Below are 20600 nucleotides of genomic sequence, written 5' to 3' on the forward strand. Positions count from 1 at the left end.
GGGGATCAAGACGACGGCGGATCGGGTGTTCATTTCGGATCGGTGGGAGGAGGTGGAGCCGTGTCCGGAGTCGGAGTTGTTGTTCGACTTGATCACTCATCATGACCTCCGGCCGTGGCGGGTCTCCGGCGGTCGTGGCACTCGTGTGTTGTATCCCTATGACACGACTCGGTCGCGGCGCATCCCGGTCGACCTGAGCGAATTTCCCGGTGCCGCAGCGTATTTGCGGACCTATGAGGAAATACTGGCCGGTCGGAAATATGTGACGGACGGTGGGCGTGAGTGGTTCGAGATCTGGGTGCCGCAGCGCCCGCATTTGTGGCGGGTGCCGAAGGTGGTGTTTCCCGATATCAGCGAGCGGCCGCGGTTTGCTCTTGATCGGTCGGGGGCGGTGGTGAATGGGGATTGTTATTGGATGTCACTGGCGGACATCGGAATGCACGGTGACGCGGAGCAGCTGGCGTATCTGCTGATGGGTGTGGCGAATTCGGCGCTCGGCCTGCACTTCTACGATGCGGTATGCGGGAATCGACTGTACTCGGGTCGGCGGCGGTGGATTACCCAGTACGTGTCGCGGCTGCCGTTGCCGGACCCGGCGCGCTCGGGCGGGGTCGTCGAGTTGGTCACCGAATTCGTCGACGACGGGCGGGTACCCGATGCCGAGTCGGTGCGTGAGTTGAACGAGCGGGTGGCCGCGGCGTTCGGGCTGCGGTCAGGCTGTGGTGCGGACCCCGACCATCGGCAGCAGGATCCGGCGGGCGAAGTCACGTCCGGCCTCGACATCGTCGAGCGGAATGAGCCCGTCGGGGGTCAGGGCCAGCGAGAGGGCGAGCCGGGCCATGATCTCGGCGACCAGGTCGGCGTCGAAATCATCGGAGCCGTCGTCGGTCCGTAATTCCCGCAGCTTCACGGCGAGGTAGGTGCGGCCGACGGCAATGATCGGTGCGGCCTCCGTGGTGAGCCGCGGCAGGATGAGGTCGGGTTCGGTGCGCAGCAGCCTGCGCAGCAGTTCGTTGCCGGCGATCGCGCTGATGAACGCGGCGAAGATCTCCACCAGTTGGTTGTCACTGCCGGCGACGGTGCGCACCCGCTCATCGATCTCGGTGACGAAGCGCTGTGCCTCTCGCACACTCACCGCTTCGACCAGTTCGTTCTTCGATTCGAAGCGGCGATAGAGGGTAGCTGGGCTGATGCCGGCGCGGCGGGCGATCTCGCCCATGCTGGTGCGCTTGATCCCGAAGTCCAGGAATGCCGACAGCGCGCTCTCCAGTAGCTTCTCGCCGTCCTTGACCGGGTTGTCAAGGATGCGCTGGAGCATGGGCGGGACGGTGGGCATCGGGTCTCCAGTCGATTCGGCGCGGGCGCCGAAGAGTGCGCGGCGCCGCGACGGTGCGGATGATGGATGTTCATTATTTCACCGGGTTGCGGCGGATTGGCCGAGGATTCGCGAAAGCGTGAGTGAAACGCGTATGAATCATCTCACTGAGTCGTGATCGATGTTGCCCAAGCGCCGTCGGAGCTGTCCATCGAGCGGAGTGCTCGCCACCGGCACGCGGGCGGCGCGGCCGGTGTCCGGCATCGCCGGCGGCGGGGGTCGTGCGCACAACGCTGACTGCGCAGTCGGCGAAGATTCCGCATTTGTCAGGCGGAAAGTCTTTGTCGGACTGGATATCTCGCGGTGGCGGCGCTGCTTCAAATATTGGCTCGTGTCGTGAACTGTTGCCGGACCAGGTATTTCGGCCTCCAGCGCGAGACTGCAATGAAGATGATCACCGCAGCATCTGAACGACGCGGCGGTGATCGGACATCACGGGTGCGGTAGGTCCAGCGCCGCCATCTCTTGTTCGATCGCATTGGCCGCGAAATCGACGCCACTGGAACGTAATTCGTGAACTCGGCGCTGTAGCGCCTCGATTCCGCCCGGTTGGGCCGCGATGTCGGCCACGCTGAGCCGCCCCTTCGGCCGGTGCATACTCGTCTGTCCGTACGCCACCGTGATACCTCCTGCCCGCACGCTCCGCGCCCGCCGTCCCGATGGGATCGACTCTGCGCTACAAGCCGCACGTCGGCTGTGTCGGCAGCGGATCCCGGGACGCCGGGCACGCTGGCAAAATGTTATCAGCCATTCCTAGTGGACATTTGATGAGTGTGCGCTGTCTCACAGGATCTTCGCGTCGCGGTGATCGACCGTGTTGTGAAGGTACACAGCGGCACCGAGCCGCAGGCCATCCTGCTCGGCTGCGCTGAGTTCACGGCGGACCTTGCCCGGCACGCCTGCCACCAGCGAGCCCGGCGGAATGTGGGCGCCCTCGGGAATGAGCGCGTTGGCGGCGATCAGGCAGCCCGCGCCGATCACCGCGCCATTGAGCACCGTCGCACCCATGCCGACCAGCACATCGTCGCCGATCGTGCAGCCGTGCAGAATCGCGTTGTGCCCCACCGAAACTCCCGTACCCACTGTCAGTGGAAAACCGGGATCGGCATGCAGCACGCAGCCGTCCTGAATGTTGGTGCGGGCGCCGATGCTGATCGCCTCCAGGTCGGCACGCACCACCGCGCTGTACCAAACGCTCACCTCGGCCGCGAGCTGCACGCGCCCGATCACGGTCGCATTGGGTGCGATCCACGCACTGTCGTCGACCTCCGGCGCAAACTCGCCCACCTGAATCCTCATGCGCAAAACGTAGCTACGCCGCCGCGGCAGCTGCGCAGCGCCCCGAGTTCGCCGGGCCGGAGCGTGTGCGTCGACGATCCGCGTCGGGCTGTCGGTGCCGAATGTTCGCTCGGCTGGATTGCGGGTCGCTCGCACGGTGGCTGCTCGAAGTGCCGTATTCGACGCGAGGGCGCGTGCGGGAAGCAATGAGAACCGAGGTAAACCCACCTGTCGCGGGCAGGACAAGCTGGGGCCGATGTGCCCGTCAGCCCGCACTGCGATCGAGACTCGCGCCGGTGCGCGGAATGTCCGCCGCGGCGGAGTGGAACATGGCGCGGTGGGCGGCGGGACTGGTGCCCAGGATGCGATGGAAGTGATGGCGCAGGCTGACGGCAGTGCCGAACCCGGCTTCGGCGGCGATGCGATCCATGGTGTCGGCGGTGGATTCCAGTAGCAGTCGAGCGCGGTCGGCGCGCTGGTGCAGCAGCCACTGCTGCGGGCTGCTTCCGGTACGGTCGCGGAAATGTCGGGTGAAGGTGCGCCGAGACATCAGCGCGACGGCAGCCCAGCCGTCCAGATCGATCGGATCGCCGAGATGTGTTCGGGCCCAGACCATTGCGTGTTCGATGGGATCGTCGTCGGTAGCATCGGGTACGGCAATCGGGATGTATTGGGCCTGTGAGCCACTGCGGTGCGGTGCGGTGACCAATGCTCTGGCCAGTTGGGCCGCTTCGCGGCTGCCGAAATCGGTGCGCACCAGGTGCAGGCAGCAGTCGAGCGCGGCGGCGACCCCGGCGGAGGTGACGAGGTCGCCGAGATCCGACCACAGTCGGTCGGCGCGCACCAGGACCGCGGGGTAGGCGCGGGCCAGATCGGCGGCAGCCGACCAGTGCGTGGTCACCTCGCGTCCATCGGCGAGGCCGCTTGCGGCCACCGCCCAGGAGCCGAGGCACAGGCCGACGATCCGCGCACCGCGTGCGTGCGCGCCGTGCAGTGCCGTGCGCAGGTCATCGGATATCGCGGCGCCGCGCGGCCAGCTGGGAATCACCACGGTGTCGGCCCGCTCCAAGACCTCGAGGCCGTGCTTGACGTCGATGTCGAATCCGGCCGGCGTGCTCAGAGCGCCTGGGCGCTCGGCACATACGTCGACTCGGTACGGTGCGCGGCCGTCCGCGCCGACGCGTCCGAATACCAGGGACGGTACCGAGAGATGGAACGGGCTGACGTTCTCGAAGGCCAGAACCGCGACAGAATGCATGGCCCGATTTTAGCGGTAGATGGCACTCGGGCCACTGGTTTCGAGGCAACGTATCGGCAAATATCGACGTCATGAGCGAAACGATCGAACGCACCACCCTCGAGGCCCTGCACATCGGCGGGCCGACCCTGCGCTTCCGGTACGCAGGTCTGACCTGGCTGACCGACCCCACCTTCGATGCGCCGGGTGACTACCAGGGCCCGATCACCCTGCACAAGCTCACCGGTCCCGCGGTGCCGCTCGAGCAGGTCGGATCCGTGGACGTGGTGCTGCTCTCGCATGACCAGCACGCCGACAACCTCGACAATTCCGGTCGCGAGTTCCTTGCCACCGTCGAGACCGTGCTGTCCACGCCGGATGCGGCCGGCCGCGTGAACGGCGTTCGAGGACTGGCGAACTGGGAGACCGTGACGGTCGGCGAAGTCCGGGTGACCGCGGTTCCCGCGCTGCATGGACCCGAGGGGTGCGAACCGTTCAGCGGTGTCGTCACCGGTTTCGTGCTGCAGGCCGAGGGTCTGCCGACGGTGTATGTCTCCGGTGACAACGCGTCGGTCGCTTTCGTCGAGCAGATTGTCCAGCGCATCGGTCGCATCGACATCGCCATTCTGAATGTGGGCGCCGCCAACGTCGGCCGTTTCGGCGACACCGACGTCACCCTCAATGCCCGCACCGCCCTCCAAGCCGCCGAACACCTCGGCGACGCGGCCATCATCCCGGTGCACGCCGAAGGGTGGGGCCACTTCACCGAATCCCTCGACCACCTCGCCCGTGTCTTCGCCTACGGCGGCCGCGCCGACCAACTCCGCATCCCGCAGCCCGGCCGGATATTCACGGTTTGAACGCGGCCCTGTCCGAACGCACGGCCTCGAGGCCACCACAGCTTTGATCGCAGGGTCGACTCTTCGTCGGAGCGTGGAGCGCGGCTCTGCTCACGTGGTGCCTCGAGGTTGCCGCAGTTCTGATTGCTGGGTCGGCTGTTCGTCCGAGCCCGGTCGGATGATCGCGATGTGAGCACCGCTGTGCCTTACGCGGCATCGGGGTAGCGGCCACCTCACCCAACTTTCACGTCCCGAACCGCAATAGCCTTCGGTAGCGGCACCTGGTTGCGGCAGAACGCGAGTGCGCACGAGGGTGCCGCTCGTGGAGGTCGGAGGTTCGCCGGGGTCGACCGCGCGGCGTTCGTGGCATCGGGAGGATGTGTGGTCCACGATGGCGGTATGAGGATCGGAGTACCGCGGGAGGTCAAGGAGCAGGAGTTTCGGGTGGCGCTGACGCCGGCGGGAGCCGGGGAGCTGGTGCGGCACGGACACGAGGTGTTGATCGAGGCAGGCGCGGGGGTGGGGTCGGGGTTCGCCGATTCCGACTATGCCGCGGCCGGGGTGCGGACGGTGCCCGACGCCGACCAGCTGTGGTGGGAGGCCGAGCTGGTGCTGAAGGTGAAGGAGCCGATCGCGCCGGAGTATGCGCGGATGCGGCCGGAACAGGTGCTGTTCACCTACCTGCATCTGGCCGCGTCCCGCGAATGCACCGATGCGATTCTGCGCTCGGGCAGCACCGCCATCGCCTATGAGATGGTGCGTGCGGCCGATGGCTCGTTGCCACTGCTCGCGCCGATGAGCGAGGTCGCGGGGAAGCTCGGCCCTCAGGTCGGCGCGTATCATCTGATGGCGCCGCTCGGCGGCGCCGGGCTACTGCTCGGCGGCGTGCCGGGGGTGCGACCGGCGGACGTGGTGGTGCTCGGTGGGGGCGTCGCGGGAAGCAATTCGGCCGCGGTCGCCGCCGGTATGGGCGCAAAAGTGACTGTGCTCGATACTAATTTGGTCCGGCTACGCGAGCTGGACGCCCAATTCGACGGGCGCATAACCACTCTCGCATCGAACACGGTCGCGATTGCGCAGGCGGTGCTTGCGGCGGATCTGGTCATCGGCTCGGTGCTGGTGCCGGGCACGCGGACACCGAAATTGGTCTCCGACGAGCTGGTCGCGGGCATGCGCCCCGGCTCGGTGCTGGTGGACATCGCCATCGACCAGGGCGGCTGCTTCACCAGCTCCCGTCCGACGACACACGCGAATCCCACTTTCCGCGTGGCCGATTCACTGTTCTACTGCGTGGCCAATATGCCGGGCGCGGTCCCGCACACCGCGACCGTCGCGCTCACCAACGCGACACTGCCCTATGTGCGCGCCATCGCCGACCACGGCTGGCCTCGAGCCTGCGCCGAACACCCCGACCTGGCGCGCGGCCTGACCGCCGACGCGGGACATCTGCTCTCGGCGGAAGTCGCTGCCGCACACGGATACCCGGTATTGAAGCCTGTGGGCTCGGCCGGCTGATCCGACCATGTGGACATCGCTGCCGCGCACAGAGACCCCGGCTCGACGAGGCAGTAGGTGCGGCCCGGATGTCGACGAAACCGGCTGTGGGAAGACGGTCTTCGGACAGGTGAACGGGCGGCTTCCCTGGCGGGAAACCGCCCGTTGGCGGTGGCTATTCGGTGCCGGCAGAACCGGCCTCGTCGGGGTTTTGACCGAGGTACCAGTCGGGGGCGCCGGTGGTCGGCAGGTCGTGCAGCTTATCCGGGTTGCGGACCACGTCGATGGCGACGATGCGGCCCGCGTCGACGGTGAACGCGAAGACGCCGGTGTGGGTGCCGTCGAAGACGACAAGGCCGGGCTGACCGTTGACCAGGACCGCACGGCCCCACGCGCCTGCCGCCGATGGTGCGTGGTACCAGCCGAGCAGCAGTTTCGCGACCAGCTCGGCACCGTGCACCGGCTGCCGGATCGCGGGCACCTTGCCGCCGCCATCGGCGGTGAGGCTGACCTCGGAATCCAGCACGCCGAGCAAGGCGCTCAGGTCACCGGACCGCCACGCCACCGCGAACGCCGAGACCACCTTCTCCTGCTCGTCCGGCGACGCGGGAAAACGCGGCGTCCCGTCCTCGATGCGCTTGCGTGCGCGCGAGGCGAGCTGACGAACCGCCGCCGGCGTGCGCCCGACCACATCGGCGACCTCGGGGCCGGTCATACCGAACACATCCTGTAGGACGAACGCGGTGCGTTCGGCGGGGGACAGGGATTCGAGGACCACCAGCAGGGCCGTGGTGACCCGCTCGTCCTGGGTGATGCGGTCGGCGGGATCATCCCAGCTCGTCACCTCGGGCTCGGGAAGCCATTCGCCGACGTATTGCTCGCGGCGCACCCTGGCCGAGCCGAGGTAGTCCAACGCCAGCCGGCCGGTCACCGTGGTCAGCCAGGCCCGCAGGTTGTCGATCTCGCCCGCCTTGCCCGACTCGTGCTGGCGCTGCAGTCGCAGCCACGCCTCCTGCACCACGTCGTCGGCGTCGGTGAGGCTGCCGAGATTGCTGTAGGCGAGCCGGCGCAAATACGGCCGCTGCTCCTCGAACTGCCTGGCCAACTCGGCCTGGTCGATGGGCTCGGATGCGGAGGGCTGATCGGAAGTCACTGGTCTCGCCGTTCGGTCGTGCGGCCCCTGTCGGGGGCGAGTCTATGGGGGAGTCATCAGGATGACGACTCAGGGCAGCAGAGTGTGACACACGACGACACGCCGTGCGGACACGCAGGTTGCGGGGAGTGCGCTGCGGTGAGGTGGGCCCACCCGCGGTCCCTGTTCGGTGGTCGCAACCGAGGATTGTGCGGTATCCGAGGTGTGAGGGTGATCTGGCCGGGCGGGTCGTCCAGCGGCGGCCCTGCGCAGGATCCTCGTTATATCGCACTGTTCGGCAAGTAACCCACCCACGCAGCTGCGGTTGCCGGAGTCGAACGGGCCGTTGAATCGAGTGGGAATCCGGAGCGTTCGAACGGTTAGTACCGGTGGTGCCGGGTTCGGGTCGGGTGGGCTGTGCCATGCGGCGTGGTGCGGTTCGACGGTGTGGCCGTTGACGCGTGGCCGGTACCGGCTAACCTCGCCGGGTGCACACGGGGACCTCGACCGCTGCTGGGCTGCTGCTCGGGTTCGCGCTCGACCGCGCGTTCGGTGATCCGCGGCGGTGGCATCCGGTGGCCGGGTTCGGTTCGGCGGCAAGCGCGCTCGAAGCGGTGACCTATGCCGATCGGCGGTCGGCCGGAGTGCTGCACGAGGTGCTGTCGGTGGGCGCGATTGTCGCGGTCGGTGTCGGTGCTCGGCGTGGTGGGCTTGTTGCCACCGCGCTGGCCACGTGGACGGTGCTCGGCGGCCGCAGTCTGGCGCGGGCCGGAAGACAGATGGCCGACTGCCTCGAATCCGGCGATCTGCCCGCCGCACGGGCGTTGCTGCCCTCGCTGTGCGGGCGGGATCCCGAGGTGCTCGACGCGGACGGATTGGCCCGCGCCGCAGTGGAATCCATTGCCGAGAACACCTCCGACGCGGCGGTGGCACCGCTGGTGTGGGGCGCGGTCGCCGGGGTGCCCGGCCTGCTCGGCTACCGCGCGATCAACACCCTCGACGCCATGATCGGCTACCACAACGATCGCTACGAACGTTTCGGCTGGGCCGCCGCCCGGACCGACGACCTGGCAAACCTGCTGCCCGCCCGCCTCACCGGCCTGCTCACCGCGGCACTGTCCCCCGTGGTCGGTGGCCGCCCCGCCGCCGCACTGCGCGCCTGGCACCACGACGCCGCCAAACACCCCAGCCCCAACGCGGGCGTCGTCGAAGCATCGATGGCAGGCGCACTGGGCGTCCGCCTCGGCGGCCGCACCCAATACCGCTACGGCACCGAACTGCGTCCCATCCTCGGCGAAGGCCCACCCCCCGCGGTAGCGGACCTCCGCCGCGCCGTCCGGATGTCGGAAGCCGTCCAACTCGGCGCTGTCCTCACCACCGCCCTCTGGTCATTCCTGCGCCCTCCCCGCTGACCGATCTCCGCACCGAGCGGCACACGGTTTCCGCAACCCGCGGATGTTCCCCACCACCATGTGGGTGCGCACCGCGACCGACTCCGAAGATTTTCCTGCGCTACCTGCTGGGCAATGTCCATGCCCGGCCAGTCGCCACCGGCCCGGAATTGGGTGACGAACGGGATATGACAGAGGTGGCGCTCGGTGTTGGCCGCAGCGATGTCTCGTTCGTCGGGAGTCTGATGGTTAGCGGTTGCCGCCGTAGCGATCGGCCAGGCGTTGTTCCTTGGTGGGAGCTGTTGTGGGGGTGGGCGTTTCGGTGGGCGGTGCGGTGGTGGTGGCCTTTTCTTTGCGGCGTTCGCGGATTTCGGCGTAGACGAAGTAGCCGAGGCCGAGGGGGGCCATGATGCCGAAGGCCAGCCATTGGAGGCCGTAGGAGAGGTATGGGCCCGCGTCGAGTTGGGGGAGGGGGGTGGGGGTGAAGGCGCCGGGCTGGTTCTCGTCGAGTTGGAGATAGCCGCCCCGTTCGCCGGTGGGGATGGCGGTCAGTGGCTGCTGCAGGACGGTTGTTTCCTGGGTGGTGTCGATCGAGTAGACCTGGCGGTAGCCGTCTTGGACGGACGGGTCTTTGCCGGGGGTGACGCCCTCGGACATGCGCACCCTGGCCTCGATGTGCTGCGATCCGGCGGGTGGGTCGGGGATCTGGGGTGGGCGGGTGCCGTCGACGGCGGCGACGAGGCCGCGGTCGACGAGCAGGATCCTGGCGCCGTCGAGCCGGAAGGTCGACAGCACAGCGTAGGCGGGGGCGCCGTCGAGGTGGCGCAGCCGGACCAACACCGTCGAATCGGGGAGATAGGTGCCTGTTGCGGTCACCCGTCGCCACTCGGCGGGTGAGTCGGTGTCCTTGCTGTCGAGGACAGCGGTGATGTCGATCGGTGCGGCATCCACCGAGTCGGCGATGAGCTGATTGCGATGCGACGTGGCGGTGTTCTTGCCCAGTTGCCACGGCGCGAGCACCGTGAAGCAGAGGTAGGCGAAAGCGGCCACCAGCACGGCGAGAATCAGCCAGCTGGGGCGTAGGAGAAACGTCAGTCTGCGGATCATGAGCGTCTGTCGGTGACCGGTTGCGCGGCGTATCGGATAGCGGTCGGCTCGACGGCGGCGCGGGCGTCGGCGTGCCGAAGGGGCGGCACAGGTGTGGCGTCGGGAGCCGGTTCGCGTGTGGGTTCTGGTTCGTCCACCGCGTTGCCGGCGTCTGGTGCCGGCTCGCGTGCGGTGTCCGGTTCGTCCGCAGCATTGCCGATGTCGGGTGCGGCATCGAGCGCCGGTTCATCGCTGGCGTCGAGCCCTGCTTTCCCCGCTTCCGGTCCGTTGGCCGCGGTGCGGGTGTCGAGCGCCGTGCGGACCCAATCCAGCAGGCCGGGGATGGCCGCCTCGATCTGGTCACGAACGAGTTCGAAGTCGGCCGTGCTGCCGTAGTACGGGTCGGGGACATTCGGACCGTCGGCGGCGGGGTCGAAGCTGCGCAGGAGTCTGCGTCGGTCGGAGGGCACGCCCAGGCGGGCGAGCTCGCGTTCGTGGCCGGTGTCGAGGGCGATCAGCAGGTCGGCGTCGCGGTGCTCGTCGCCGAAAACGGCCGCGACGTGACCGGTCGGGTAGCCGTGCCTGCGCAATGTCGCGGTGGTGCGCGGATCGGCGTCGTCGCCGACATGCCATGCGGTGGTGCCCGCGCTGCTGACCCGCACCTGGTCGGCAAGACCAGCGCGGTACAGATGCCCCGCGAACATCTTCTCCGCCATCGGCGATCGGCAGATGTTTCCGGTACAGACGAACGACACGTGCAGCTCAGCCACGACAGCCATTCTGGCCGGTGCTGCCTGCGGGCCGCCACGTAGGGTGTTTTCTTGTGCCCGAGGACAGCGTCGATCATGCGAAACTGCGCCACCACGGCGACGTGGACGCGCGCCCGGGCATGTTCGATTTCGCGGTGAACGTGCAGGGCAGCGCGCCGCCGGACTGGCTGCGCCGCCGGTTGGCCGCACGGCTGGACTCGCTGGGCCGCTATCCGAGCGCTGCCGAGGATCTCGCGGCAAGGTCGGCGGTGGCGCTGCGCCACGGTCGCCCGCCGGAGCAAGTGTTGTTGCTGGCGGGCGCGGCCGAGGGCTTCGCCATGCTGCCCCGGCTCGCGCCCGGACTTGCCGCGGTGATCCATCCCTCGTTCACCGAGCCCGAGCTGGCGTTGCGTGACGCGGGCGTGCCGGTCACCCGGGTCCTGCTCGAGCCGCCGTATCTGCTGAACCCGGCCGCGGTGCCCGAAGCGGCGGACCTGGTGGTCCTCGGCAATCCGACCAATCCGACCTCGGTGCTGCATCCCGCCGAAGTGATCCGCGCCTTGCACAGGCCCGGCCGGACCATTGTGGTCGACGAAGCCTTCGCCGACGCGGTGCCGAGAGAGACCGAATCGCTGGCGAGCTCCGCCGCATCCGATGTCCTCGTACTGCGCAGCCTCACCAAGACCTGGGCGTTGGCGGGCCTGCGTTGTGGCTACTTCCTCGGCGCACCAGAACTGCTCGCCCGGCTGAATCACGGCCGCCCGCACTGGCCGCTCGGCACCCTGCAGCTCGAGGCCATCACCGCCACCGCCGCGCCGTTTGCGGTCGCCCAGGCACAAAACCGGGCTCGGGCACTCGTGGTCGAACGAGAATTGATGATCGAACGGCTGACGGCAGCGGGCATCGAGGTCCACACACCCGCCGCCGGGCCGTTTCTGCTGCTGCACGTCGCGGACGGCGAGTTGCTGCGAAAGCATCTGGCGGACCAGGGGATCGCAGTCCGCCGCGCCGACACTTTCCCCGGCCTCGGTCCCGACTATCTTCGTGTCGCAGTGCGTGGCACCGAAGAGGTGGGTCGGCTGATCGCCGGAATCCGCGCGGCGGGCTGGTGATGGCGGCCGAACCCGGTCACGAATTCTCGCCCGCCGCAGTGGATTGCGGCGCCAGAGGACGAGGGCCCACGAGCATGGTGGCGGGTTCGAATGGCTGCGTTGCGGGCAGTGACCGGTCGGCGAGGTGCGGGGCTCGGGTAGCGAGATTCGATGGGGCAGGTGGCCGTCAGGTCGGTCCAACCGTCACATCGCGATCACCAGCCCGGAGTCGCAGGTCTGGGTCGCGGCCAGGGCAGGGAGCATGCCGAGGCCGGAATCTCACCGCCGGCGCGGCCACCTCTACTGCCGCCGAAGGATTGTGGCGGTCGGCGCAAACCACACGTGACAGTGGATCGAATAGGTGAGCCGCGGTCGGAAATCTTGCGGCCCGCTGTGCCTGGGCCGGGAGTGATTGTGGCATGAGCGAACTGGAGGAAGGCGGATGGTGGCGACGCTGGCGGACGTGATCGGAGTACTCGATTCGGCGTATCCGCCGAAGCTGGCCGAGTCGTGGGACTCGGTCGGGTTGGTGTGTGGAGACCCTGCCGACGAGGTGACCCGGGTGCTGTTCGCTGTCGACGCGACGGCCGCGGTTATCGATGAGGCGATCGATTGGCGGGCACAGGCTTTGGTGGTGCACCATCCGTTGCTACTGCGTGGTGTGGACACCGTTGCCGCCGACACCCCGAAAGGTGCGTTGCTGCATCGCCTGATCCGGTCCGGCTGTGCGTTGTTCAGCGCGCACACCAACGCCGACTCTGCCGATCCGGGCGTCTCCGATGCGCTGGCTTCGGCGATCGGCCTGACCGTCACCGGCCCACTGGACGCGAAACCGGACACCGCCGTGGACGACTGGGTGGTGCAGGTGCCGCGCTCGCATACCGATGCGGTGCTCGCGGCATTGTTCGCCGCAGGTGCGGGTGGCAACGACTCCTACCGGGACTGTGCGCTGCGGGTGCCGGGGATCGGTCAGTTCCGGCCGGTGGCGGGGGCGAATCCGGCGGTCGGTTCGCTCGGTGAGCTGCAGCAGGTCGAGGAAGACCGCGTCGAGGTGATCGCGCCGCCCGCCGCCCGCGCCGCGATTCTTGCGGCACTGCGCGCCGCGCATCCTTATGAGGACCCCGCCTATCACGTCAGCGAGCGTGCGCCGCTGCCTTCCGGGCTCGGTATCGGCCGGGTCGGCATGCTGCCGGAGCCGGAATCGTTGCGCGCCTTCACCGCTCGGGTCGCGGCCGCTCTACCTGCCACCGTCTGGGGTGTCCGCGCCGCAGGCGACCCCGACCGCATGATCCACACGGTCGCCGTCTGCGGCGGCGCGGGCGACTCCTACCTGAACACCGCAGCACGCCTGGGCGTAGACGCCTACGTCACCTCCGACCTGCGCCACCACCCGGTCGACGAACACCTGCGCAGAGGCGGCCCCGCCCTCGTGGATGCGGCCCACTGGGCCACCGAATTCCCCTGGTGTGCGCAAGCCGAGGCGGTGGTGCGCGCCGCGTTGCCGGATCTCGAAACCCGGGTATCGACGATGCGTACCGACCCGTGGACGGTGTGCGCCACCGCCTGATGTCGCCCCGACCGAGGTCCGTGGGTTGTGCGGCAGGCTGGATTCTCGAAACTGTTGCGCCTATACCTGTCGACCAGCGGTGCGCAGTTTTGGGCACTCCGGTTTCATTACCGAACCGGACTGATCGGCACGCGCGGAGCAGGGAGCGCGACTCATAACGAGCCGACTCGCGCGAGGTCATCCGCACCTGGTAGCCGGCACCGAGCCGAGAGCGTAGACGCGGCCGCGGCGAGGCCGGTCGCGATGGTGACAGCGGTCCTACCCGGCGATTGCGCCGGCCGAGTGCCGAAGAGGCGAACGCGGCGGTGCATGCGGATCGTCGATCGAGTCGTGCGAAGTGACCGGGTAGCGCCCTTATTCAGTCGCGGTCGTCGGGTGCTCGAGGTGGACGGCATTGACGAAGTCGGGATGAGCGGTGATCACGACGTGTGATCTATCGGGCGTCATCCGCGCATGGGCAAAGATCTCCGCGCGTTCGAATGCGCCCCTGATCAACAGCAGACCCACCGGAAACCAGCCGGGGAAGACTGCAAATACCAGCGGTACGACCAGCCCTCGTACACCCTGCAGAAGCGCGAGGACGAGGGCGACAACGGTGATTGCCGCTGCGGCCGATAGGAATTGACCGATCCGCACGAATTGGCGGGCACGGCGCAGGCATGCCGGACAGGCCGGCCAGTCGCCGTGCAGCACGATGTGCGGGTCGACATTGAACGGGTCTCGCGATCCGATGCGAGAGAAGATGCGAAGCAGGAACCGAGCCGACGTGAGGCGCTCGGCCCCGCCCCTACGGTCCACGAAGGGGATCTGAGCGGTCCGCAGTTGCGCCGCAGGACGGCCGTGCTCGCTGCACACTCTCGGCAGCTGCTCCCGCAGGATGAGATGGAGCGGCGCACCGTTCGGCGGCATGCTCTCGTCCGGATCGGGCATGACCGGGAGCGAAATGTCTTGCTGGTGCTTCCGCGACCGCATCGGGAAACGTGGTGCGGCAGTACCTGAGTCGTGCACTGTCACTCGTGTCCTCCGCGTTGATTCGCACTGTCCTCGACCTGCGTCCGCACGGACAGCGCGCCGAGGGCGTCCGGCTCTCGTGCGAGTGTCTCGGACATCAGGCTCCCTCGTGGTGCGGTAAGGCGGTCTCTCGCTCTGGATGCTCTGAAGGCCCCCCTCGGCGATCCTAATGCGGGCGTATTCGGCGTGTCTCTGGAGTGTCGGCTGTTCGGGCGAATCGGTTGGGCGCAAACGGGTATAACGACCGCATGGATTTCCCGGTAGACCTGGGGATCGTGCAGATCGGGCTGATGCTGCTGATCCTTGTTGCGCTAGCACTATTGATATCGGCGTTGGTGATGGTGCGCAGGGTCGGATTACGGGTTCTGCTCGGCCGGGGCGCGGCGGGCCTGTGCCTCTTGCTCGTCGCGGTGGTGCTGCTGTGGGTGGCGACGCTGATCCAGACGTATCTGGGCCTGAGCGGCGAGGTCAAGGCCGCCCATGTGATGGTGAGTCCCGTTGCGGGACAGGAACATCGACTTGAGGTGGAGCTCACGCTGTACGGCGACGACGAACACGGCGAGAAGCACGACAAGTACCAGGTCGAGGGCGACCTGTGGGTCTTGCAGGCCAATATCGTCGAGCTGGAGCCGTGGGTGAATGCGCTCGGCTTCCACTCCGGATACAAGGTGACCCGGTTGTACGGCCAGCGTCTCGACGGCATCGCAACCAGCCAGAACCAGATCTTCGTCAACGGCGACGACCAGGACTTCTTCGCAGATATGCGGAAAGGCCGCTGGTGGACCGAACCTTTCGTCCGCTCCGCCTACGGCAACGCCGTCATCGGGACACCCGGCGAATTCGACGTCTTCATCTCCAGAGACGCCATCAAAGCCCGCTCACCAGGCCGTTAGCCCCCAACCCCGTTCCCGCGGCACGAACGGGACATGATCGCGGGGCTGGTCGCGGTTTGCCGCCGCCATGTCCTGCTCGCGCGGGGAGGTATCCGGGCAGGAGCACCGGTGCGGCGGAACTGATGGTCGGTGTGGCACGCGGGGTGGCCGGGTGCCCGCTGGATCGGTGCTCTGCGGGTTGTCCGGGCGGGCCACCGGGCTCCGGCGTCTCGGACTCGGGGTCGTCTGAAGGCTGGGTGCGGGCCTGGTTCCCGGCGGGGATGGACAGCCATTGCGTGGTGGCGTCTTGTCGGCCTGGTTTCATGACCCCGTCCCCGGGATATGGCCCCTGCATCACACCCCAACACCCGCTGACGTGGCCTCGGACCTGATCCACCAGCCGTCCGAGGTACGGTTGAGCACTGGTGTTCGCCGTCGTACCGGCGCGCGGTGCCTCCCATCCGTCCATAGCGTCCAGGAGTTTGTTCGCGTTGAATGTCGAACCCCCGATCCAGGCCAAGCTGCTGCAGCTCGCCGCTGTCGACGCCGAACTGACGCGGATTGCGCATCGGCGCACCGTGCTGCCCGAGCAGCAGGAGGTGGTGCGGCTGGAGGTGGAGCGCAATGCCCACAAGGATGCCGCGGTGGCCGTGGAGATCGTGTTGGACGATCTCGATCGCGATATCCGCAAGCTGGAGGGTGAGGTCGAGGCGGTTCGCAAGCGTGAGGAGCGCGACAAGGGGATGCTGACCGCTGGTTCGGTGGGTGCCAAGCAGCTTTCGGAGATCCAGCATGAGCTGGGCAGTTTGGAGCGGCGTCGGTCGGTGCTGGAGGACGAGCTGCTCGAGGTGATGGAGCGCCGCGAGGCGTCCGCCGCCGACCACGAGCATGCGGGTGCGCGCCTGGACAAGACCGAGCAGGATCTGGCCGACGCACAGCGGCTGCGGGACGAGGCACTCGCGGATCTCGATGTGGCGCAAGGCCGTTGCGAGGGCGATCGGTCGGGTCTTGTCGGGTTGTTCCCTGCTGATCTGCTGAGCATCTACGACCGTCAGCGCACCCAGCATGGTGTCGGCGCGGCGCTGCTGCAAGCTCGCCGGTGTGGGGCCTGCCGGATCGAGCTGGACCGCGGTGAGATCGCGCGCATCGCGAAGGCCGCGCCCGACGCGATCGTGCGTTGCCCGGAATGCGGCGCGGTGATGGTGCGCACCAAGGAATCGGGCCTGTGAGTTTTCGAGCCCGCGTTTCGGCGCGTGCTCGGACCGTGACCGTGGCAGGTCGAGTTCAACGAGGGGAATGATGGCCCAGCTCGAGGTGATCGTCGAAGCCGACGGTGGTTCCCGTGGCAATCCGGGGCCTGCCGGTTACGGCGCGGTCGTTTTCGACGCTGATCATGCGAGTGTTCTCGCCGAGCGCCGTGAGTACATCGGTGTCGCGACCAACAATGTCGCCGAATACCGTGGCCTCATTGCCGGTTTGGCGGCGGCCGCCGAGCTCGGCGCGCGTGTGGTGGCGGTGCGGATGGACTCGAAGCTGGTCGTCGAGCAGATGTCGGGGCGCTGGAAGGTCAAGCACGCGGCCATGATTCCGCTGGCCGACCGGGCGCGCAGGCTGGTCGCGGGTTTCGATCGGGTGAGTTTCACCTGGATTCCGCGCGCGGAGAATTCGCATGCGGATCGACTGGCCAACGAGGCGATGGATGACGCCTCGCTGGTCGGCGAGGTGCGTACCGCGCTCGATGCCGGGCACGCGCCCGCAGGCGGCGATCGGAGCAGCACCACATCGCGTGGTGCGCCCGCTCAGGGATCTCCCCTCGGCGTCGAGCGCGATCTGCCCAGCTGGGTCGACGAGGTCAGGGACGCACGGGCTACGCCGGAAACCGGCGCGAATGCGCAGGGCGCGGTGGCAGATTCCGAGGATGCGGCACCGATCGGTGCGCAAACGACGCCCGCCCCGGGCTGGACCGGCGCTACCGGCCGCCCGACCCGCCTGCTGCTGCTGCGCCACGGCCAAACCGAACTTTCCATCCAGCGCAGGTATTCGGGCCGCGGCAATCCGCCGCTCACCGAACTCGGTCGCGAGCAGGCCGCGCGCGCCGCCAAGATGCTCGCCGCCAAGGGCAATATTGCGGCCGTCGTGTGCTCCCCGCTCGGCCGGGCCCGCCAGACCGCCGAGGCCGCGGCGAGCGCGCTGAATGTCCCGGTGCATGTCCTCGACGGCCTGATCGAGACCGACTTCGGCGACTGGGAGGGCCTGACGTTCCTGGAGGCGGCGCAGCGTGATCCACAGCTGCACGCGCGCTGGCTGGGTGACCCTTCGGTGCCCGCCCCAGGCGGGGAGAGCTTCGATCAGGTGCGCGAGCGGGTGGAGGCGGCACGGCGTGATCTGGTCGCGCTGTATCCCGGCGCGAACCTGGTGGTGGTCAGTCATGTGACCCCGATCAAGACGCTGCTGCAGCTGGCGCTCGGCGTCGGTCCTTCGCTGCTGTATCGCCTGCATTTGGACCTGGCGTCGCTGTCGATCGCCGAGTTCTATCCTGACGGTGGATCGTCGGTGCGCCTGGTCAATGACACGTCATATCTGTGACTGTCTCGAGCATACGACCAACGGCGGCGCCCTCGGAAAGCGTGAATTATTGCGCATCTCAACGGAATTAGCCTGTCGAACCGAGTCCTTGCGGTGAATCTCACTCGATCTCGTTTCAGACACGGCGATCGGGGTAGGCTTCGGGGCGGTCTGGCACAGGGCATCCCGCTCCGACTGCGTTTCCCGAGGACGATCCGTCATCGAACAGCGCCGCCCGAGGGGGGATGACGACCGACGAGCGATGTGGCTCGCCGGCCGCTTCGAAACAGGAGGCACCCCTGGGTCGTTGAGTGTTCGATGAGAGTGCAGGTTCGATGAGTAGTCCGATCAAAGTTGTCGTTCTGGGAGCTGGAATCGGGGGACTCACCACTGCGGTCGCATTGCGACATGCGGGGTTCGGGGTCGAGCTGTACGAGGCCGCGCCCGAGCTGCGCGCCCAGGGCTTCGGACTTTCGGTGTCGGCCAATGGATTCAGCGCGCTGCGCACGCTCGGCCTCGGCATCGAGGACGAGCTGCTCGAACGCGGCGGCAAGGTCGAGACGTTCCGGTTCTGCTATCCAGACGGCACTCCCTTGCGTGTACTTCCCGTCCACCGCCAGGACGCCAGACTCGGCTCTCCGAGCATTGCTCTGCATCGCAGCGACCTGCACGACGTGCTGTTGCGCGCGGTCGGCGACACACCGACTCACGTCGGCGCACAGGCAACCCGCTTCATCGACGACGGCGAGCACGTGCGCGTCGAATTCGCCGACGGCCGCATCGCCGAGGGCGACCTGCTGATCGGCGCCGACGGCATCCACTCCGCCGTGCGCGCACAGTTGCATGGCCGCGCTGAGCCCCGCCCCGGCAACTTCGTGTGCTGGCTGGCCTGCATCCCTTTCGAGCACCCCGCGGTACCGCGCGGCTTCTCGGCCCATTACTGGGGCACGGGCATGCGTTTCGGCATCCACGATATCGGTCACGGCCGCGTCTACTGGTGGGGCACCAAGACCATGCCCGCCGCCGAGGCCGCCGACTGGCAAGGCGGTAAACAGGAGCTGCTGCGGCTCTACGCCGATTGGGCTCCTGAGGTGCGGGCCTGCCTCGAACAGACCGACGAATCCGGCATTCTCGCGGTGCCTGCCCAGGACCGCCCGGTGCTCGAGCAGTGGGGCCGGGGCCGAGTCACCCTGCTCGGCGACGCCGCCCACCCCATGCTGCCCAGCCTCGGCCAGGGGGCCAACGCGTCCATCGAGGATGCGGTGGTGCTCGCGCACACCTTGAAGACTTCACTGGATCCCGTTGCGGGACTGCGTCGTTATGAACAGCTGCGTGCGGCAAGGACCGCCATGCTCGTCAACGGGTCGTCGAATCTCGGGAAGATCGAGCAGACAACGGACCCGAGGCTGATCAAGGTGCGCGACGCCTACTTCCGGCACGCGCCCACCGAATTCTTCCTGCGTGAGACGGCGAAGCCGCTGTCGTTCCCGCCACTGGACGGGCCGACCGCGCGGCTGCCGCGCCGGCTGTCCCCGATGGAGCGGTGGCATTGGATCGCCGATCAGCTTGCCCCGCTGCACATCCTGGCCCGGGTGCGGGTGCACGGGTCCATCACCGCAGAGCAGGTCAGGACCGGCCTCGACGAAGTACAGCGCCGACATCCGCTGCTGCGCGTCGCGGTTGCGGCCGAACCCGACGGCACCGCACCGCGATTCGCGCCCGTGGCCAATCGGCCGATCCCGCTGCGGGTCGTCGAGTCCGACGAGCCGCAACGCTGGCTGGCCGAGGTCGATGATATCGAGTTGCGCGAGCCGTTCGATTGGCGCCAGGGACCGCTCGCGCGCGCCGTGCTGATCAGCACGCCGGACGGCCAGATCAGCGACTTGATCGTCACCCTGCACTACGCGATCGCCGACGGCGAGAGCGCGATGTCGGTGGCCAAGCAGGTGCTCCAGGTTGCCTCGGGTGAGGGCGCCGAGCTGGCTCCCGCCCCGATCCGGCCAGGCCCGGAAGACCTGTTCCCGGCCCGATTCCAGGGTGGCAGCGGCATCGGGCGGACCATCGGATCGCTACTGCGCGACCAGAAATCGCAGCTGCGCCGCCCGCGGCGGCTGGAGCCGACCGAACTGGCACCGCCTGCGCTACGACGCAGCCGCGTCGTGCATCGCAGCCTCAACGGCGACCAGCTCGACGCGCTGAGCGCAGGCTGCGCGCGCAACGGCGTCGGCCTGCAGGCCGCATTGTCGGCGGCGTTGCTGGTCGCCGCGGCCCGCGAAGCAGGCACCACGAAGGAAGCCTGGTACACCGTAGGCAGTTCGGTGAACTTCCGTGCGCACCTCGACGGCGTCGTCGCCGACACCGAGGTCGGCACCTATCAGGGCATGATCGCGACCCCGGCCGAGTACGCGCCGTGGTCTTCGCTCTGGCAGATCGCCACCGAGATCGAGCGTGCGTACGGCACGCGGATGCGGCGCCGCGATCACCTTGCGGCGCTGAATCTCCTGAAGGTCGCGGCACCGAAATCGGTGGCCGCCAGCGCCGCCACGGTGAAGTTGATGGACACCCGCGGTCCCGGCCATCTGTGCATGACCTACCTCGGCAACTATCCCTTCCCGGACAAGATCGGATCCTGGCAGCTGTCGGGCGCCCAATTCGTCTCGGGCATGTCGGTGAGCGGGTTCATCATGGCCACCGCCAACGCCACGCACGGCGAATTGTCCTTCAACGTGGGCTATGTCGAGCCCGCGGTATCCCGCGAGCGGGCCGAGCGCCTCGCCGACGAAAGCGTAGGCGCGCTGCTGGCCGTTCTCTGACCGGCGGCGTTCGCCCCGAAAACAATCGAGACGCCCGGCATCGAAGTCGATGCCGGTGCTTATCGGTATCCAAAACTGGATAACTGTGGCAACAGCCTAG

16 protein-coding genes and 1 pseudogene are annotated in these 20600 nt (G+C 67.9%); 9 read left to right on the forward strand and 8 right to left on the reverse strand.

Annotation, left to right across the window (positions count from 1 at the left end; all coding sequences use genetic code 11):
* Positions 1-712: 712 nt before the first annotated feature.
* From ACLMAL_RS08370 to ACLMAL_RS08385, 4 genes are all read right to left on the reverse strand, one after another.
* Positions 713-1336, reverse strand: a complete 624-nt coding sequence (locus ACLMAL_RS08370) for a TetR/AcrR family transcriptional regulator (RefSeq protein ID WP_411998550.1) — start codon at positions 1334-1336, stop codon at positions 713-715.
* 471 nt (positions 1337-1807) lie between these two features.
* Entirely contained in the window at positions 1808-1993 is a 186-nt protein-coding gene (locus tag ACLMAL_RS08375) for a hypothetical protein (protein ID WP_411998551.1), read from the reverse strand.
* 165 nt (positions 1994-2158) lie between these two features.
* Positions 2159-2674: a gamma carbonic anhydrase family protein gene (locus ACLMAL_RS08380; protein WP_328411138.1), complete on the reverse strand. Its 516-nt coding sequence runs from the start codon at positions 2672-2674 to the stop codon at positions 2159-2161.
* A 244-nt stretch (positions 2675-2918) separates the two neighbouring features.
* Positions 2919-3911, reverse strand: a complete 993-nt coding sequence (locus ACLMAL_RS08385) for a GlxA family transcriptional regulator (protein WP_411998552.1) — start codon at positions 3909-3911, stop codon at positions 2919-2921.
* Positions 3912-3982: 71 nt separating this feature from the next.
* On the opposite strand from ACLMAL_RS08385, the gene ACLMAL_RS08390 reads away from it, so the two are divergent.
* On the forward strand, positions 3983-4750 hold the full coding sequence (locus ACLMAL_RS08390) for an MBL fold metallo-hydrolase (protein ID WP_411998553.1): 768 nt from the start codon (positions 3983-3985) through the stop codon (positions 4748-4750).
* A 378-nt stretch (positions 4751-5128) separates the two neighbouring features.
* The gene (ald, locus tag ACLMAL_RS08395) at positions 5129-6244 is read left to right on the forward strand and encodes an alanine dehydrogenase (RefSeq protein ID WP_411998554.1); all 1116 of its coding nucleotides are present in this window, start codon (positions 5129-5131) and stop codon (positions 6242-6244) included.
* Positions 6245-6398: 154 nt separating this feature from the next.
* Here ald and sigJ read toward each other — a convergent pair whose 3' ends face one another.
* On the reverse strand, positions 6399-7376 hold the full coding sequence (sigJ, locus tag ACLMAL_RS08400; RefSeq protein ID WP_411998555.1) for an RNA polymerase sigma factor SigJ: 978 nt from the start codon (positions 7374-7376) through the stop codon (positions 6399-6401).
* A 467-nt stretch (positions 7377-7843) separates the two neighbouring features.
* Between sigJ and ACLMAL_RS08405 the strand changes: the two genes are divergently transcribed.
* The gene (locus tag ACLMAL_RS08405; RefSeq protein ID WP_411998556.1) at positions 7844-8767 is read left to right on the forward strand and encodes a cobalamin biosynthesis protein; all 924 of its coding nucleotides are present in this window, start codon (positions 7844-7846) and stop codon (positions 8765-8767) included.
* A 228-nt stretch (positions 8768-8995) separates the two neighbouring features.
* Here ACLMAL_RS08405 and ACLMAL_RS08410 read toward each other — a convergent pair whose 3' ends face one another.
* On the reverse strand, positions 8996-9853 hold the full coding sequence (locus tag ACLMAL_RS08410) for an SURF1 family protein (protein ID WP_411998557.1): 858 nt from the start codon (positions 9851-9853) through the stop codon (positions 8996-8998).
* Positions 9854-10149: 296 nt separating this feature from the next.
* Positions 10150-10611 (reverse strand): annotated as a pseudogene (locus ACLMAL_RS08415) (low molecular weight protein-tyrosine-phosphatase); the annotation flags it as partial.
* Positions 10612-10655: 44 nt separating this feature from the next.
* Here ACLMAL_RS08415 and cobC point away from each other — a divergent pair.
* Both cobC and ACLMAL_RS08425 read left to right on the forward strand, forming a co-directional pair.
* Complete coding sequence (cobC, locus tag ACLMAL_RS08420) at positions 10656-11693, forward strand: Rv2231c family pyridoxal phosphate-dependent protein CobC (RefSeq protein ID WP_411998558.1); 1038 nt, start codon at positions 10656-10658, stop codon at positions 11691-11693.
* A gap of 421 nt (positions 11694-12114) precedes the next feature.
* Complete coding sequence (locus ACLMAL_RS08425; protein ID WP_411998559.1) at positions 12115-13239, forward strand: Nif3-like dinuclear metal center hexameric protein; 1125 nt, start codon at positions 12115-12117, stop codon at positions 13237-13239.
* Between the two features lie 354 nt (positions 13240-13593).
* On the opposite strand, the gene ACLMAL_RS08430 is transcribed toward ACLMAL_RS08425, so the two are convergent.
* Positions 13594-14169, reverse strand: a complete 576-nt coding sequence (locus ACLMAL_RS08430) for a hypothetical protein (protein WP_411998560.1) — start codon at positions 14167-14169, stop codon at positions 13594-13596.
* 329 nt (positions 14170-14498) lie between these two features.
* Between ACLMAL_RS08430 and ACLMAL_RS08435 the strand changes: the two genes are divergently transcribed.
* The 4 genes from ACLMAL_RS08435 (at position 14499) to ACLMAL_RS08450 (ending at position 20500) form a co-directional block, all read left to right on the forward strand.
* Positions 14499-15143: a hypothetical protein gene (locus ACLMAL_RS08435; RefSeq protein ID WP_411998561.1), complete on the forward strand. Its 645-nt coding sequence runs from the start codon at positions 14499-14501 to the stop codon at positions 15141-15143.
* Between the two features lie 470 nt (positions 15144-15613).
* Positions 15614-16351: a zinc ribbon domain-containing protein gene (locus ACLMAL_RS08440; RefSeq protein WP_411998562.1), complete on the forward strand. Its 738-nt coding sequence runs from the start codon at positions 15614-15616 to the stop codon at positions 16349-16351.
* 70 nt (positions 16352-16421) lie between these two features.
* A complete protein-coding gene (locus ACLMAL_RS08445) occupies positions 16422-17708 on the forward strand; it encodes a bifunctional RNase H/acid phosphatase (protein ID WP_411998563.1) in 1287 nt (428 codons plus the stop codon).
* A gap of 314 nt (positions 17709-18022) precedes the next feature.
* Positions 18023-20500, forward strand: a complete 2478-nt coding sequence (locus tag ACLMAL_RS08450) for an FAD-dependent monooxygenase (protein WP_411998564.1) — start codon at positions 18023-18025, stop codon at positions 20498-20500.
* Positions 20501-20600 lie beyond the last annotated feature (100 nt).

The organism is Nocardia sp. CWNU-33, assembly GCF_046764895.1.
Taxonomy (GTDB): domain Bacteria; phylum Actinomycetota; class Actinomycetes; order Mycobacteriales; family Mycobacteriaceae; genus Nocardia.